The sequence below is a fragment of the Rugamonas sp. DEMB1 genome (assembly GCF_029834475.1).
Classification (GTDB): Bacteria; Pseudomonadota; Gammaproteobacteria; order Burkholderiales; family Burkholderiaceae_D; genus Rugamonas; species Rugamonas rubra.
The window spans coordinates 5,421,427-5,436,269 of the sequence record NZ_CP122407.1; the positions used below are offsets into that span (position 1 = coordinate 5,421,427).

Genomic DNA, 14,843 nt, shown 5'->3' on the forward strand with positions numbered 1-14,843 from the left:
CGGCCTAGTGCAAGAGCACCGGCTGGCTCATCAGCGAGTCGTAGCTGCCGAGGAACTCGTCGATCTCCGCCATGGTCGGTTCGCCGGCGATCAGCTCGTTGACGTCGCGCCGGAAGGTTTGCGCCAGCTCCCCGGCGATGAAGATTTCCCGCTTGCCGCCCTTGTCGACGATCTCGTAGCCGCCGAAGCGCAGGGCGTCCAACTCGCGGTCGACGCCGAACTCGACCACGCTGTATTGCTCGCTGTTGTAGATGAGGTTCATAGTGCATCCTTTTCTCAAGGGACGGAGCATGCACTCCGCCGTTCAGAATCGATTTGGGGCTCGCTGGCCCCATTTTCAAGATCGAGAGCGCTACCCGGCCGGAGCCGGCGGATCTGTGGGCAGGCGGCGTGCTATCTGGCCGCGATGTCGGGTTGTAGAGCAAGCAACTCGCCGTAGGGGGCGTCGGACAGCCACTGGCGCAGCTGTTCGAGGTGGCTGGCATCGGCCAGGCTGATGTAGAGCTGGGCGGGAGCGAGGCGCAGCACACGATTCAATGTTACGCGCAAAACCAAATTCCCGCTACAGCACAGGCAACCGGGGGCGATGCGCACGATATGCGGGAAGGAAGACGGGGAAGATGAAGGGGAAGATGAAGGGGATGGCGGCGCCGCCGGGGCGCGGCCGAGCTCGGCCAGCGCGCCGTTGCCGTCGGCCAGGCCCTCGAGGATGACGGCGTCGGCCGCGCCGGGGCGCAGCAAGGCGGCGATGGCCGCCTCACGCACGCCGGCGTTGCCGCCGTGGACCAGGGTGGTCGGCACGGCGCGCCGCGGCGCCGGCGCACCGGCGCCGCGGCCGACGGCCGCCACGCCCGCGTTCACGCGTTCTTTTTCGCCAGCTTGCCCGGCTCGACGCCGAGTTGCTTGAGCTTGCGGTACAGGTGGGTGCGCTCGAGGCCGGTCTTCTCGGCCACGCGGGTCATGCTGCCGCCCTCGCGTCCCAGATGGTGCTCGAAGTACATGCGCTCGAAGGCGTCGCGCGCCTCGCGCAGCGGCAGGTCGAACGACAGGCTGAAACTGTGGTTGTCGCCGCCGGCCACCACCTGGGCGCCGCCGCGCACGCCGGCCGCCACCAGGCTCGGCTGGCCGAAGCCGTTGGCCTCCTCGGCCGGCGCCGGGACGGCCGGACGCGGTGCCAGCGCCGGGGCGCGCACCGTCTCCTGCGCCCGCGTCAGGCCCTGCTGCACCGCCTTGAGCAGCTTCTGCAGCGCGATCGGCTTCTCGAGGAAGTTCAGCGCGCCGATGCGGGTGGCCTCGACGGCCGTGTCGATCGTCGCGTGGCCGGACATCATGATGACCGGCATGGTCAGCAGGCCGTCGCGTTGCCACTCCTTGAGCAGGGTGACGCCGTCGGTATCCGGCATCCAGATATCGAGCAGCACCAGGTCGGGCGCGCCGCCCGCTCGCGCCTCGCGCGCTTGTTGCGCGTTCTCGGCCAGTTGTATCGCGTGCCCCTCGTCGCTCAGAATTTCCGAGAGCAACTCGCGGATGCCCATTTCATCGTCCACTACCAGAATGTTTGCCATCTATCCCTGCCTTCCTCGCCGTCTTGTTGCGGCAATGAATTTATTGTCATTGAAACGTTAGGTAATTTGCGTCGCCGGTGCTAACTTTAACAGCAAAATCACCACTGACGCGCCACTTCTATCGACATGGTTCTGGATATCGATCCTGCCCCCATGTTCGTCGATAATCTTTTTCACCATCGCCAGGCCCAGGCCGGTGCCGCGCGCCTTCGAGGTGACATACGGTTCGAACGCCCGCGCCAGGATTTTCGGCGCGAAGCCGGGGCCGTTGTCGACGATGGCCAGGCGCACGGCGGTGCGCGTGGCGCCGTCCGCGCCCTGATAATGAATGGCTTCGGTGACCACGTCAATGCGTGCTTGCGCGGCGCCCTCGGGCAGCTCGGCCATGGCGTCCTGGGCGTTCTGCAGCAGGTTGTGTATCACCTGGCGCAACTGGGTCTCGTCGCCCATCACCAGCGGCAGGCCGGGCGCCAGTTGCGGGTGGATGATGTCGTCGCCCTCGCCATTGCTGTAGAGGTGGAGGATCTCGTCGACCAGGCCGTTCAGGTCGAGCGTGCCGAGCACCGCCGGCGGCGTCTTGGCGTAGTCGCGGAAGTCGTCGACCATGCGCTTCATCGCCGCCACCTGGTTGACGATGGTCGCCGTGCCCTTGTTGAGCAGGGCGGCGTCGGCGCCGTCGAGCTTGTGCTCGAGCTTCATCTGCATGCGTTCGGCCGACAGCTGGATCGGCGTCAGCGGGTTCTTGATCTCGTGCGCCAGCCGGCGCGCCACCTCGCCCCAGGCGATCGAGCGCTGCGCCGAGATGACGTCGGAGATGTCGTCGAACACCACCAGGTAGCTGCTGCCGCTCTCGGCCGGCAGGCGCGAGCCGCGCGTCAGCAGGGTCAGCTCGTGCTCCTCGGCGGCGCCGGGCCGGCGCGGCAGCTCGATCTGGCGCTGCCAGTGCTGCCGCGGCGCGGCGCGCCCGGCGGCCGACTGCGCGCTCTGCGCCGAGAAGGCGCCGACCACGGCCGCGCCGAAGTCCTGCAGGCCGGCGACCTGCTCGAGCTGCTGGCCGATCAGGGTCGGCCCGGCCAGTTGCAGGATGCGCTCGACCGAGTCGTTGCAGCTGACCAGGTGGAACTCGCTGTCGAACACCATCACGCCGGCCGACATGTTCGCCAGCACCGACTCCAGGTGGGCCTTGGCGTTCTGCAGCGCGGCGCGGTTCTGCTCGACGGCGCTGCGCGCGTCCGACAGCTGGCGCGTCATGGTGTTGAAGGACTGCGTCAGGGTGCCCAGCTCGTCCGAGGTGGCGACGATGGGGCGCGGCGACAGGTCGCCCTCGGCCACCGCGCGGGTGCCCTCGGCCAACAGCAGCAGCGGCTGGGCCAGGTCGCTGGCGATCAGGAAGGCGCTGGCGATGGCGCCGAACACGGCCAGCAGCAGGGTCAGGGTCAGCGTCTCGATGTACATCTTGCGCAGGCCGACGCGGGCCACGAAGCGCTCCTTGTACTCGCTGTAGGCGCTGCGGATGGTCTCGCCGTTGCTGGCCAGCAGGGCCGGCGCCAGCTGGATCAGCTGCAGGTAGCGCGGCGCCAGGTGGGTGCCGTTGGGCTGCACGTGGTCGGGGATGGCCAGCAGCACGCGCAGGCGCAGGTTGTTGACCAGGTCGGGCGCGCCGGGCGGGTTGACCATGTCGCTGCGCAGCTCGTTGCCGCCCTCGGCGGCGCCGTAGGCCGCCTCGCTCTTGGCCGTCGCCAGCATGGCGCTGGTGGGCAGGTCGGCGCTCAGGTTGCCGCTCTGGCGCGCCCGGGCGCTGACGATCAGGCCGCCGTCGGCGTCGACGATCATGGCGTTCTGCATGCCGGCCTGCTGTTTGACCAGGCGCGCCAGGGTCGCCGGCTCGCTGCCGAAGGGTTGGTCGGCCAGCTGCTGGCCGGTCTTGCGCGCCGTCGCGTCGAGCTCGGCCAGGGCCGTGTCGAGGCCGGCGCGGCCCAGGTTCAGGCCCGACTCGAGTGGCCTCCTCGATGTGCACGTTGAACCAGGAGTCGATCGAGTGGGAGACGAACTGCACCGAGACGAGGAAGATCACCAGGCCGGGCAACACGCCGATGGCGGCGAACAGCAGCACCAGCCGGGTCATCAGCTTGGAGCCGAACTTGCCGCTCTTGAAGCGCAGGTAGAGGCGGAACAGCGACACCGACACCAGCACCAGCAGCGCCACGGCGACCGCCGCGTTCAGCCCCAGCAGCCAGGAGTAGTAGCGGTCGAACAGGCCGGAATTGTCGGACGCCGAGGCCAGCAGGAAGAGCAGGATACTAACGATGGCGCCGACCACGACGAACACATACCGCAAAGCCTTATTCACTCACTCCGCCTTGTATTGGAAGGTCTTCTTGTCCGACGCCAGGCGCCATTCGCTGTTGTTGAAGGCGTTGACCTGGATCGGCTTGGGCAGATAGTTGCGGTCGATGCCCATGCGCACGGTGACGTTGTAGGTTTCGCCCGGCTTGAGCGCGCCGCGCGGCGCCACCAGCCAGCGGCTCGGCCGGCGGATCAGGAACAGCGCGTCCTCGAGGGTGGAAAAGCTCTGCTGCACGCTGCCGATGATCGAGACGTGGTACTGCCGCGTCAGCACGTTGTACCAGATGCGCGAGGTCTGCCGCGCCACGATGGCCTTCTCGTCGAGCCAGTACCAGCGCGGCCGGGTGAACTCGATCTCGGTGGTGAAGTAGAGCTGCACGCCGAACTGGATGGCGTCCTCCAGCCCGTGGTTGAGCTCGAAGCCGTAGACCGCCCCCAGCCGGTAGCCCTCCTCGGCCGCCTCGACGTAGGCGCGCTTGATCTCGACGCCTTCGGCGGCGTGCGCCGCCCGCGGCAGCGCGCAGGCCAGCACCATCAGCAGCTGCCAGGCGAGGAGTCGGAAAAATCGTGTCACGTGTGGGCCGATGCTCGCAGGTTGCGTAGTGAAATGACGGGTAACACGCTTACGCATTTTTCTCGAACAGCGCGTAGAACAGCCCGTCGTGATCTTGTTCCGGTCCACCGGCGGGGAGCAGTTGGCCAGGCGCGTCGAGGCGGGTCGCCCCGTTGCGCAGCGCGAAGGCGGCGGCCTGCGCTTCCGATTCCTGTGGCCACAAGGAACACGTCACGAAGAGCAATTTACCATTGGGCCGCAGCATCTGCCAAAGATTGTCGAGAATTTTGGCCGAAAGTGTTGCAAGTTGGAGCGCGTCGCCCTTGCGGCGCAGCCAGCGGATGTCCGGGTGGCGCCGCACGATTCCCGAGGCGGTGCAGGGCACGTCGGCCAGGATGCGGTCGAAGGGCCGGCCGTCCCACCAGTCGGCCGACTGCGCCTCGGCCGCCCGCAGGGTGGCGGCCAGGCCGAGCCGCTCGAGGTTCTCGCCGACCCGCTGCAGGCGCTTGGCGTCGGCGTCCAGCGCCGTCACGGCCGCGTCGGCCAGCTCGAGGATGTGGCAGGTCTTGCCGCCGGGCGCGGCGCAGGCGTCGAGCACGCGCATGCCGTCGGCCACGTCGAGCAGCGGCGCGGCCAGCTGGGCGCCGGCGTCCTGCACCGAGACCAGGCCGTCGGCGAAGCCGGGGATCAGCGCCACGCCGACCGGCTTGGCCAGGCGCACCGCGTACGGGCCGATGCGGTCGGCCTCGATGCCGGCCTCGGCCAGGCGGGCCAGGTAGGCCTCGACCGTGCCGCGGCGCGGGTTGACGCGCAGCGTCAGCGGCGGCGCGCCGTCGCCGGCGGCGAGGATCTGCTGCCACTGCTGCGGCCAGGCGGCGCGCGCCGCGTCGATCCACCACTGCGGGTAGTTCCACTTGGCCAGCGGCTGCTGCAGCGCCGTCTCGAGCAGCTCGCGCCGCTCGCGCAGGAAGCGGCGCAGCACGGCGTTGACCATGCCCTTGGCGCGCGCCGTGTCGGGGTGGGCGTCGGCCGCCGTCACGGTCTGGTCGACCACGGTGAACTCCCCGTAGGGCGCGTTGGCGTCCGGCGCGGTGATCAGCGCCAGCGCGCAGGCCAGCAGCGCGCCCACCAGCGGCTCGGGCGCCTTCGGCGCCAGCAGGCCGATCAGGGTCTCGCTCTGGCCCAGCTGGCGCATGCAGCGGTAGGCGATGTCCTGCATCGCGCCGCGCGCCTGCGGCAGCGCGTCGTGCTTGGCGAACACCGTGGCCAGCGCCTGCGGCAGCGCGGTGCCGGTGCGCACCTGGGCCACCGCCTGCGCCGCGCCGAGCAGGCTCAGCGCCAGCGAGTCGGCCTTCAGGCCGGTCTTGAAAGCGCTCTGCGGCGCCGGTTTGAGCGCCCGCGCGTGGCTGGCGCGCAGCTTGGGCGCGGCGGCCGGGGCGGCGGTTTTCAAGGAGAGCGTCGGGCGCTTGTTCATATTCTGGGGTTCCTGGGTTGTTGCCGCGCGCGGTCCAAAAACGGGCCGGCAGGCGCGAGCGCGCAGTATACAAGCAAATGCGTAGCAAATCCGCAGCAAACCCGCCAAAAAATACGGCAAGGCACGCAAAGTCGATTGTAGCCCCTGCCGGCGGGCGCGGCGCGATTGCTTGCGTCAAGTCAACAAATCGTCCCGATTCGCCACAGTTTGCCCGATCCGCGGCCGGCGCGCCCCGCCGCCGCGCCGTTTGCCACCGTTTGCCGCCGTTTCGCCCGTCGGCCGCCGTTTCGCCCGCGCCGCCCGGCCGCCGCCGCGCCGCGCCGACCGGGGCACGCCAAAGCGGTATCAAACCGTTATAATTACCGCTGTTTGGCCGGCGCCCCAGTGTGCCTGCCGTTTTCGCTTTCGGATGTTTTCATTTAGCGCGGCCCGGCCGCCAACCCGCTCATGCTCGCCCACCAAAAACAAGAAATCACCGCCCTGTTCCAGGCCGCCCTCGCCCCCGTCCTGGCCGGCACCAGTGTCGGCGCCAACGTCGTGCTGGAGCGTCCGCGCGACCCCTCGCACGGCGACGTGGCCTGCAACATCGCCATGCAACTGGCCAAACAGCTGAAGATGAACCCGCGCGAACTGGCCACCCAGATCGTCGCCGCGCTGCTGGCCAACCCGGCCGGCCAGGGCCTGGTGGCCTCGGCCGACATCGCCGGCCCCGGCTTCATCAACCTGCGCGTGACCGACGCCGCCAAGCAGGCCGTGGTCAACAGCGTGCTCGAGCAGGGCGCCGCCTTCGGCCAGAGCGCCGCCGGCGCCGGCAAGCAGGTCATCATCGAATTCGTCTCGGCCAACCCGACCGGTCCGCTGCACGTCGGCCACGGCCGCCAGGCCGCGCTGGGCGACGCCCTGTCGTCGCTGTTCGGCGCCCAGGGCTACCAGGTCACCCGCGAGTTCTACTACAACGACGCCGGCGTGCAGATCCAGACCCTGGCCAACTCGGTGCAGGCGCGCGCGCGCGGCTTCAAGCCGGGCGACGCCGCATGGCCGGAGTCGGCCTACAACGGCGACTACATCGCCGAGATCGCCACCGACTTCCTCGCCAAGAAGACCGTCTCGGCCAGCGACGGCCAGCCGGCCACCGCCTCGGGCGACGTCGACGACATCGACTCGATCCGCGCCTTCGCCGTCACCTACCTGCGCAACGAGCAGGACATGGACCTGCAGGCCTTCGGCGTCAAGTTCGACAACTACTACCTCGAATCGTCGCTGTACGCCGACGGCAAGGTCAACAGCGCCGTCGAGACCCTGGTCAAGGCCGGCAAGACCTACGAGCAGGAGGGCGCGCTGTGGCTGCGCACCACCGACTACGGCGACGACAAGGACCGCGTCATGCGCAAGAGCGACGGCAGCTACACCTACTTCGTGCCGGACGTCGCCTACCACATCGTCAAGTTCCAGCGCGGCTTCGTCCAGGCCATCAACGTGCAGGGCTCCGACCACCACGGCACCATCGCCCGCGTGCGCGCCGGCCTGCAGGCGGTCGACCTGGGCGTGCCGCAGGGCTACCCCGACTACGTGCTGCACAAGATGGTCACCGTGATGAAGGACGGCGAGGAGGTCAAGATCTCCAAGCGGGCCGGCTCCTACGTCACCGTGCGCGACCTGATCGAATGGTCCGGCGGCGGCGACATCGCCAAGGGCCGCGACGCGGTGCGCTTCTTCCTCATCTCGCGCAAGGCCGACACCGAGTTCGTCTTCGACGTCGACGTCGCCCTGAAGACCTCGGACGAGAACCCGGTGTATTACGTGCAGTACGCCCACGCCCGCATCTGCCGCATGCTCGAACAGTGGGGCGGCGACGTCGCCACCCTGGCCGGCGTCGACCTGGCGCCGCTGACGGCGCCGTCCGAGGCGACGCTGCTGGCCACCCTGGCCGCCTACCCGGACATGCTGGCGCGCGCCCAGGCCGAACTGGGCCCTCACCAGGTCGCCTTCTACCTGCGCGAACTGGCCGCCAACCTGCACAGCTTCTACTTCGCCGAGCGCGTGCTGGTCGACGACGAGGCGCTCAAGCTGGCCCGTCTGGCGCTGATGGTGGCGACCCGCCAGGTGCTGCGCAACGGCCTGGCGCTGATCGGCGTCTCCGCTCCGAACAAAATGTAATCGCGAAGGACATCACGCACAATGAATTTCCGCTTCCGCCACACCCCCGCCCGCCTTCCGTCGCGCCGCCAACAGGGCAACACCCTGGTCGGCATCATCATCGGCCTGGTCATCGGTCTGGTCATCGCCGTCATCGTCGCGCTGGCCATCACCAAGGGCGCCACGCCCTTCACCGACAAGAACGGCCGCAACGGCAAGTCGAGCGAACCGACGGCGGGCCAGGTGGCCGATCCGAACAAGCCGATGTACGGCAACAAGGAAGCGGCGCGCGAAGCGGCCAAGGATTTTGTGCGCGAATCCAAGCCGGACACCAAAGCGGACGCCAAGCCGGACACCCGGGTCGAGGCCCAGCCCGAGCCCAAGCCGCCCGCCCGGGTGGAGGCCAAGCCGGAGCCGAAGGCGCCGGCCGCCGATCCGCTGCAGGCCGTGGTCGACCGCATCACCCCGCCGCAGAAGGCCGCGCCGGCCGCCGCGGCGAAACCGTCCACCGCCGCCACGCCGGCCGCCGCCGGCGCCGACGAGAAGTACACCTACTATCTGCAGGCCGGCGCCTTCCGCGAAATCGGCGACGCCGAGAGCGCGCGCGCCAAGCTGGCCCTGCTCGGTTTCGAGGCCACCATCTCCGACCGCAGCACCGACACAGGCGTGCTGCACCGTGTGCGCATGGGCCCGTTCAACCAGGTCGAGTCGATGAACCGGGTACGCAGCAAACTGTCGGAAAACGGCGTCGACGTCGCCGTCGTGCGCAATCAAAAGTAAGCCCAGCCAACATACCGAGGGAGTAACGATGCGAATTCTGAAACGGGTAGTGGGCGCGCTGGCGCTGGGCACCTTGGCCCTGGTCGCCGGCTCCGCCTCGGCCTCGCCGGCGGCGCCGAAGGCCGGCGTCGAATACCAGCTGCTGTCCGCGCCGCAGCCGACCGAGTCGGGCAAGAAGATCGAGATCACCGAGTTCTTCGCCTATTACTGCCCGCATTGCCACTCCTTCGAGCCGGCGCTGGCGGCCTGGGTCAAAAAACAGGGCGACAACATCGTCTACAAGCGCGTCCACGTCGGCCGCGACGAGAGCGTGGCGCCGCAGCAGAAGCTGTTCTACACGCTCGACGCAATGGGCCTGTTGAGCGAGCAGATGCACAACAAGATCTTCGACGAGATGCACCTCGCCCACAACCGCCTGAACCGCGACGAGCAGGTCTTCGACTTCATCGCCAAGCAGGGCGTCGACAAGCAGAAGTTCGTCGACACCTACCGTTCCTTCGGCGTGGCCGGCCGCGTGCGCAAGGCCGGCGCCATGATGGCCGCCTACCAGATCGACTCGTGGCCGATGCTGGCCATCGACGGCCGCTTCATCACCTCGCCCTCGATGGCCGACGACGAGAAGAAGAGCGCCACCACCGAAGCCCAGCTGCACACCGAGGTGCTGCAGGTGATGGACGTGCTGCTGGCGAAAGCGAAAGCGGAAAAGAAATAAGCATGCCCGCGACCGGCGCCCACACAGCATGACGCCGCAGCGCGTCTTCATCACCGGCGCCTCCAGCGGCATCGGCGCCGCGCTGGCGGCGCGCTACGCCGCCGAGGGCGCCACCCTGGGCCTGCTGGCGCGCCGCCGCGACGCGCTCGACACGCTGGTCGCCGGCCTGCCCCACCCCGAACGCCACCGCGCCTACAGCGTCGACGTGCGCGACCACGCCGCCATCGCCGCCGCCGCGCGGGACTTCCTGGCCCACGCCGGCGGCATCGACGTGGTGGTGGCCAACGCCGGCGTCTCGGCCGGCACCCTGACCGAACACGCCGAGGAACCTGGCGGTGTTCGACACCATCATCGCCACCAACCTGCTCGCCACCGCCGCCACCTTCGCCCCCTTCATCGCCACCATGCGGGCGCAGCGCACGCCGGCGCGCCTGGTCGGCATCGGCAGCGTGGCCGGCATACGCGGCCTGCCCGGCGCCGAGGCCTACAGCGCCTCCAAGGCCGCCGTGATCAGCTACTGCGAATCGCTGCGGCTGGAGATGCGCCCCTACGGCATCAAGGTGGTGACGCTGTGCCCCGGCTACATCGACACGCCGATGACCAAGGTGAACACCTATCCGATGCCCTTCCTGATGCCGGTCGAGCGCTTCGCCGCCGCCGCGCTGCGCAAGATCGCCGGCGGCAGCAGCTACGCCGTGATCCCCTGGCAAATGGGCGTGGTGGCCAAGCTGCTGCGCCTGCTGCCCAACACCCTGTACGACCTGGCCTTCGCCAGGGCGCCGCACAAGACCCGCCAGCCGCTGCCATGAGCACCACCGCCAACACCACCAGCACCGCCGCCCTGTCCGCCGGCGCCATCGCCGCCCACTGCGCCGGCAGCGCCAGCCATGTGGCGATCGAGGTGGTGGCCGAAACCGGCTCCACCAACGCCGACCTGCTGGCCCGCGTCGCCACCCTGCCCGGCCCGCTGCTGCGCGTCGCCGAGCGGCAGAGCGCCGGACGCGGCCGCGCCGGCCGGCCCTGGCTGTCGGCGCCCGGCGCCAGCCTGACCTTTTCGCTGGCCTGGCGCTTCAGGCGCCCCATGCGCAACCTGGTCGGCCTGCCGCTGGCGGTGGGCGTGGCGCTGGCCGAAACCATAGTCGGCCTGGGCGTGCCGGTGCGCTTGAAATGGCCCAACGACCTGCTGCGCGACGGCGACAAGCTGGCCGGCATCCTGGTCGAGATGCAGAGCGCGCCGGACGGCGCCGTCTGGGCGGTGGTCGGCGCCGGCATCAACCTGCTGATGCCGGACCGGCTGGAACAAGACATCGGCCGCAGCGTCGCCGCCGCGCCGTGGCTGGCGCAGATGGAGCGCAACCTGCTGCTGGCCACCCTGCTCAGCCGCCTGGCCGCCGTGCTGGCCGAATTCGACGACACCGGCTTCGCCCCCTTCTGCGAGCGCTGGAACGCGCTGCACGCCTGGCACGGCCGCGAGGTCAGCATCGTCGACGGCGGCCGCGTGCTGCAGCAGGGCCGCGCCGCCGGCGTCGACGCCATCGGCCGCCTGCTGCTCGACACCGCCGCCGGCCGCGTCGAGATCCTCTCCGGCGACGTCTCCTTGCGACTGGCGGACGCATGATCCTGTTGATCGACGCCGGCAACACCCGCATCAAATGGGCCCTGGTGGAGGTCGGCGCCGCGCTGGGCGCCTGGCGCGCCTTTGGTGCCGTGCCGCACGCCGAACTGGGCCGGCTGCCGGCCGCCTGGAACGCCGCGCTGGCCGGCCGCCACATCCACCGCGCGCTGCTGGCCAACGTCGCCGGCGCCGGCCTGCGCGCCCAGCTGCAATTGATCTTGCCGTCCACCCTGCCGGCGCCGGCGGTGCTCTGGTTCGCCTCGGTGGCCGAGCTGGCCGGCGTGCGCAACGGCTACCGCAATCCGGCCCAGCTGGGCTGCGACCGCTTCGCCGCCGCCATCGCCGCGCGCGCGCTGGCGCCGGGCCGCGCCGTCATCGTCGCCAACTGCGGCACCGCCACCACCATCGACGCCGTCAGCGCCGACGGCGTCTTCCTCGGCGGGATGATCCTGCCCGGCCTGGCGCTGATGGCCAGCTCGCTGGCGCGCAACACGGCGCAGTTGCCACAGATCGCGCCAGACGCGAGGCTGCCCGCCGGATTCGCCGACAACACCGACGACGCCATCCTCAGCGGCTGCCTGGCGGCCCAGGGCGGCGCCATCGAACACGCCGTCGCGCTGCACCAGGCCAGCGACTGCATCGTCTCCGGCGGCGCCGCGCCCTTCATCGCGCCGACCTTGAAGGTGGCCCACCGCGTCGTCGACAACGTCGTGCTCATCGGTTTGCATGCTGCCGCCGGCAGCGCCTGATTGGGATCGCCCGTGCTGAAATTCATCTTCTGGTCGCTGCTCGCCGCAAACGCCGCCCTGTTCGCCTACGGCCAGGGCTACCTCGGCCATTTCAGCGGCAACGAGCGCGAGCCGGCGCGGCTGCGGAACCAGCTCAACGGCGGCAGGCTGACGCTGGTCTCGGCCGAGCGGGCCAACGGCGCGGCCGCTGCGGCCGATACTGCCGGCAGCCCTGCGGCGGCGGCCAAGCCGGCGCCACCGCAGTTGCTGGCCTGCCTCGAAATCGGCAATTTCGTCCTGGCCGACGCGCGCCGCTTCGAGGCCCAACTGGCGCCGCTGGGCCTGGGCGACCGCCAGGCCCGCCACAACCTGCCCGGCACCGAGGTGTCGAGCTACATCGTGTTCATCCCGCCGCAGGGCAGCAAGGAAGCCGCCGACAAGAAGGCGGCCGAGCTCAAACAGCTGGGCGTGAGCAACTACTTCGTCATGTCCGACAACTCGGCCATGCGTTGGGCGATTTCGCTGGGGGTGTTCAAGACCGAGCCGGCGGCGCAGAACCTGCTGGCGGCCCTGCAGAAACAGGGCGTGCGCAGCGCCAAGCTGGCGCCGCGCATGAGCGGCAGCAAGCTGCTGGCCTACCAGTTCCGCGACGTCGACGCCACCCTCAAGGGCAAGCTGGAACAGCTGCGCGCCGGCCACCCCGGCACCGAAGCGCGCGCCTGCAAGTAGCGATGGCCGCGCGCCGGCGCCGAATCAGCGCTGGATGATGATCGGTTTCAGGCTCAAGGCGGCGGGCAAGCCTTGCGCCGCCTCGCTCGCCTCCTGGCGGCTGGCGAACGGCCCGCTGAACAGCCGGTGCACCGAACCACCCTGCACAACCTCCAAGGCCCTCAAGCCGGCCTGCAGCAGGCGGCTGCGCGCCGACTCGGCGTTCTCCGCCCGCGCATACGCCCCCAGTTGCAGATAGAAGCCGGCGGTGACCGGCGCCGCGCCGCCGCCGACGGCGGCCAAGGCGGCCGTCGGCGGCGACACCGCCGCCGGCACCAGCACCAATTGCTGCTGCGATGGCTGCGGCTGCGACGGCTGCGATGGCGTCGGCTTGCTGCCGCGCCCGGCGATCATGCGCTCGATCTCGTTGGGCAGGATGCGTTCGATCTGCAGCTCGTGGCTGCCCCTGCCCAGCAGGCCCAGCTTCAGCGCCGCCGTGTAGGACACGTCGATCGCCCGGTTCGCGTGGAAGGGGCCACGGTCGTTGATGCGCACCACCACCTGGTTGCCGCTGACCAGATTGGTCAGCCGCGCATACGAGGGAATCGGCAGCGTCGGATGGGCCGCCGTCATCTTGTACATGTCGTACAGCTCGCCCGACGAGGTGCGCTGGCCGTGGAACTTCTTGCCGTACCAGCTGCCGACGCCGCGCTGCGTGTAGGGCTGGTTGTCGGTCATCGGCGTGTAGGTCTTGCCGAACACAACATAGGGCCGGTTCGAACGCGGCAGCGGCGGGTCGTTGCGCACCTCGGCGTCCGGCACGGCGGCCAGGTTGGGCGGCGGGTTCTCGCCCGGGCCGTCGTCCTGGTAGTAGCCGCCACGGCCGGAACCGGCCGCCGGCAGTGCCGGCGTGCCCGCTTCGGGCCGGCTCGCCTTGCCCGCCGTGGCCGGTGCCGGCGCCGGCGTGTGGGCGGCCGGCGCGGTCGAGCTCAGCGGCACGCTGGAACAGCCGGCCAGCGCCAGCAACAGGGTCAGCAGGGCCGGCAGGGCCGGCGTCAGGCGCGCCGGGGTCTCCTTGCGCGGCGTCGTCATTGGAATCATGGCGTTCCTCATCAGGTTTGTACCAGCTTGCGGTGGCGTTGAATGCTCATCAAAATGCCGGCGCCCAGCCCCAGGGTCAGCAGCGCGGTGCCGCCGTAGCTCATGAAGGGCAGCGGCACGCCGACCACCGGCAGGATGCCGCTGACCATGCCCATGTTGACGAAGGCGTAGGTGAAGTAAATCATGGTGATGGCGCCGGCCAGCAGGCGCGTGAAAAAGTTCGGCGCGTTGGCGGCGATCATCAGGCCGCGCCCGATCAGCAGCAGGTACAGCAGCATCAGCACCAGGTTGCCGGCCAGGCCGAACTCCTCGGAGAAGACGGCGAAAATGAAGTCGGTGGTGCGCTCGGGGATGAACTCCAGGTGGGCCTGGGTGCCGTGCGTCCAGCCCTTGCCGGTGATGCCGCCCGAGCCGACCGCGATGGTCGACTGGATGATGTGGAAGCCCTTGCCCAGCGGGTCGGAGGTGGGGTCGATCAGCGTCATCACGCGCTCGCGCTGGTAGTCGTGCAGCACCGACCAGACCACCGGCAGGCTGGCGCCGACCGCCACCGCCAGCCCGGCCAGCGCCTTCCACGACAGGCCGGCCAGGAAGATCACGCTGAAGCCGGCGGCCACCACCAGCAGGGCGGTGCCCAGGTCGGGCTGCTTGGCGATCAGGCCGACCGGTATGGCCAGCAGCACGGCGGCGATGGCGTAGGAATGCCAGCGCAACTGTCCGGCGCGCTGTTGGAAGAACCAGGCCAGCATCAGCGGCATGGCGATCTTCATGAACTCGGACGGCTGGATGTCGATGCCGACGTGCAGCCAGCGCCGCGCGCCCAGCTTGATGGTGCCGAACAGCGCCACCGCCACCAGCAGCAGCACCGCCACGATGTACACCGGCACGGCGATGCGCATCATCGTTTGCGGGCTGATGTTGGCCACCATCCACATCACCAGGAAGGACATGACGATATTGCGCAGCTGGTCCTCGACCTTGCCAGGGATGCCGATGCCGGCCGAGTACAGCGTCACCAGGCCGGTCGACAGCAGCAGGATGATGATCAGCGCCAGCGGGCCGTCGAACACGGTGAAATAGGGTCGCAGGCGACGCCACAGCGAACGCCTTTCGTTGATACGCATA

Annotated in this window: 13 protein-coding genes and 2 pseudogenes; 7 read left to right on the plus strand and 8 right to left on the minus strand. The window is 69.6% G+C overall.

Annotation, left to right across the window (positions count from 1 at the left end):
• Window positions 1–4: 4 nt before the first annotated feature.
• The 6 genes and pseudogenes from QC826_RS25005 to rsmB form a co-directional block, all read right to left on the minus strand.
• Entirely contained in the window at window positions 5–262 is a 258-nt protein-coding gene (locus QC826_RS25005; protein WP_093389890.1) for a DUF3567 domain-containing protein, read from the minus strand.
• A gap of 131 nt (window positions 263–393) precedes the next feature.
• Window positions 394–861 carry a GTPase gene (locus QC826_RS25010; RefSeq protein ID WP_279762922.1) on the minus strand — a complete coding sequence of 156 codons (468 nt, stop codon included), beginning with the start codon at window positions 859–861 and terminating at the stop codon, window positions 394–396.
• Window positions 858–1,565 (minus strand): response regulator, encoded by a 708-nt coding sequence (locus tag QC826_RS25015; protein ID WP_279762923.1) that lies wholly within the window; start codon window positions 1,563–1,565, stop codon window positions 858–860. The genes QC826_RS25010 and QC826_RS25015 overlap by 4 nt, the downstream gene beginning before the upstream one ends.
• A gap of 57 nt (window positions 1,566–1,622) precedes the next feature.
• Window positions 1,623–3,915: pseudogene (locus QC826_RS25020) on the minus strand (ATP-binding protein).
• Window positions 3,916–4,446 (minus strand): DUF4390 domain-containing protein, encoded by a 531-nt coding sequence (locus QC826_RS25025; protein WP_313872896.1) that lies wholly within the window; start codon window positions 4,444–4,446, stop codon window positions 3,916–3,918.
• Window positions 4,447–4,534: 88 nt separating this feature from the next.
• Complete coding sequence (gene rsmB, locus QC826_RS25030) at window positions 4,535–5,938, minus strand: 16S rRNA (cytosine(967)-C(5))-methyltransferase RsmB (RefSeq protein ID WP_279762925.1); 1,404 nt, start codon at window positions 5,936–5,938, stop codon at window positions 4,535–4,537.
• 447 nt (window positions 5,939–6,385) lie between these two features.
• On the opposite strand from rsmB, the gene argS reads away from it, so the two are divergent.
• The 7 genes and pseudogenes from argS to QC826_RS25065 all read left to right on the plus strand — a co-directional run bounded on the left by argS (window position 6,386) and on the right by QC826_RS25065 (window position 12,638).
• Window positions 6,386–8,095, plus strand: coding sequence for an arginine--tRNA ligase (argS, locus tag QC826_RS25035; protein WP_279762926.1), 1,710 nt, complete (start codon window positions 6,386–6,388; stop codon window positions 8,093–8,095).
• A gap of 21 nt (window positions 8,096–8,116) precedes the next feature.
• Window positions 8,117–8,854 (plus strand): SPOR domain-containing protein, encoded by a 738-nt coding sequence (locus QC826_RS25040; protein WP_279762927.1) that lies wholly within the window; start codon window positions 8,117–8,119, stop codon window positions 8,852–8,854.
• A 28-nt stretch (window positions 8,855–8,882) separates the two neighbouring features.
• Window positions 8,883–9,566 carry a thiol:disulfide interchange protein DsbA/DsbL gene (locus QC826_RS25045; protein ID WP_279762928.1) on the plus strand — a complete coding sequence of 228 codons (684 nt, stop codon included), beginning with the start codon at window positions 8,883–8,885 and terminating at the stop codon, window positions 9,564–9,566.
• Between the two features lie 28 nt (window positions 9,567–9,594).
• A pseudogene (locus QC826_RS25050) lies at window positions 9,595–10,375 on the plus strand (SDR family oxidoreductase).
• Window positions 10,372–11,184, plus strand: coding sequence for a biotin--[acetyl-CoA-carboxylase] ligase (locus tag QC826_RS25055; protein WP_279762929.1), 813 nt, complete (start codon window positions 10,372–10,374; stop codon window positions 11,182–11,184). Before QC826_RS25050 ends, QC826_RS25055 begins: the two are co-directional and overlap by 4 nt.
• A complete protein-coding gene (locus tag QC826_RS25060) occupies window positions 11,181–11,930 on the plus strand; it encodes a type III pantothenate kinase (RefSeq protein WP_279762930.1) in 750 nt (249 codons plus the stop codon). The genes QC826_RS25055 and QC826_RS25060 overlap by 4 nt, the downstream gene beginning before the upstream one ends.
• A 12-nt stretch (window positions 11,931–11,942) precedes the next feature.
• Entirely contained in the window at window positions 11,943–12,638 is a 696-nt protein-coding gene (locus QC826_RS25065) for an SPOR domain-containing protein (RefSeq protein WP_279762931.1), read from the plus strand.
• Window positions 12,639–12,662: 24 nt separating this feature from the next.
• On the opposite strand, the gene QC826_RS25070 is transcribed toward QC826_RS25065, so the two are convergent.
• Together QC826_RS25070 and rodA are read right to left on the minus strand one after the other, a co-directional pair.
• Window positions 12,663–13,709 carry a septal ring lytic transglycosylase RlpA family protein gene (locus QC826_RS25070; protein WP_279766599.1) on the minus strand — a complete coding sequence of 349 codons (1,047 nt, stop codon included), beginning with the start codon at window positions 13,707–13,709 and terminating at the stop codon, window positions 12,663–12,665.
• Between the two features lie 20 nt (window positions 13,710–13,729).
• Entirely contained in the window at window positions 13,730–14,842 is a 1,113-nt protein-coding gene (rodA, locus tag QC826_RS25075) for a rod shape-determining protein RodA (protein WP_279762932.1), read from the minus strand.
• Window position 14,843 lies beyond the last annotated feature (1 nt).

Excerpts from the sequence above, each read along its gene's own strand:
- rsmB (WP_279762925.1), bottom strand. The coding sequence starts at position 5,938 with ATGAACAAGCGCCCGACGCTCTCCTTGAAAACCGCCGCCCCGGCCGCC.
- QC826_RS25040 (WP_279762927.1), top strand. The coding sequence starts at position 8,117 with ATGAATTTCCGCTTCCGCCACACCCCCGCCCGCCTTCCGTCGCGCCGC.
- rodA (WP_279762932.1), bottom strand. The coding sequence starts at position 14,842 with ATGCGTATCAACGAAAGGCGTTCGCTGTGGCGTCGCCTGCGACCCTAT.
- QC826_RS25055 (WP_279762929.1), top strand. The coding sequence starts at position 10,372 with ATGAGCACCACCGCCAACACCACCAGCACCGCCGCCCTGTCCGCCGGC.
- QC826_RS25015 (WP_279762923.1), bottom strand. The coding sequence starts at position 1,565 with ATGGCAAACATTCTGGTAGTGGACGATGAAATGGGCATCCGCGAGTTG.
- QC826_RS25025 (WP_313872896.1), bottom strand. The coding sequence starts at position 4,446 with ATGGTGCTGGCCTGCGCGCTGCCGCGGGCGGCGCACGCCGCCGAAGGC.
- QC826_RS25070 (WP_279766599.1), bottom strand. The coding sequence starts at position 13,709 with ATGACGACGCCGCGCAAGGAGACCCCGGCGCGCCTGACGCCGGCCCTG.
- argS (WP_279762926.1), top strand. The coding sequence starts at position 6,386 with ATGCTCGCCCACCAAAAACAAGAAATCACCGCCCTGTTCCAGGCCGCC.
- QC826_RS25060 (WP_279762930.1), top strand. The coding sequence starts at position 11,181 with ATGATCCTGTTGATCGACGCCGGCAACACCCGCATCAAATGGGCCCTG.
- QC826_RS25045 (WP_279762928.1), top strand. The coding sequence starts at position 8,883 with ATGCGAATTCTGAAACGGGTAGTGGGCGCGCTGGCGCTGGGCACCTTG.
- QC826_RS25005 (WP_093389890.1), bottom strand. The coding sequence starts at position 262 with ATGAACCTCATCTACAACAGCGAGCAATACAGCGTGGTCGAGTTCGGC.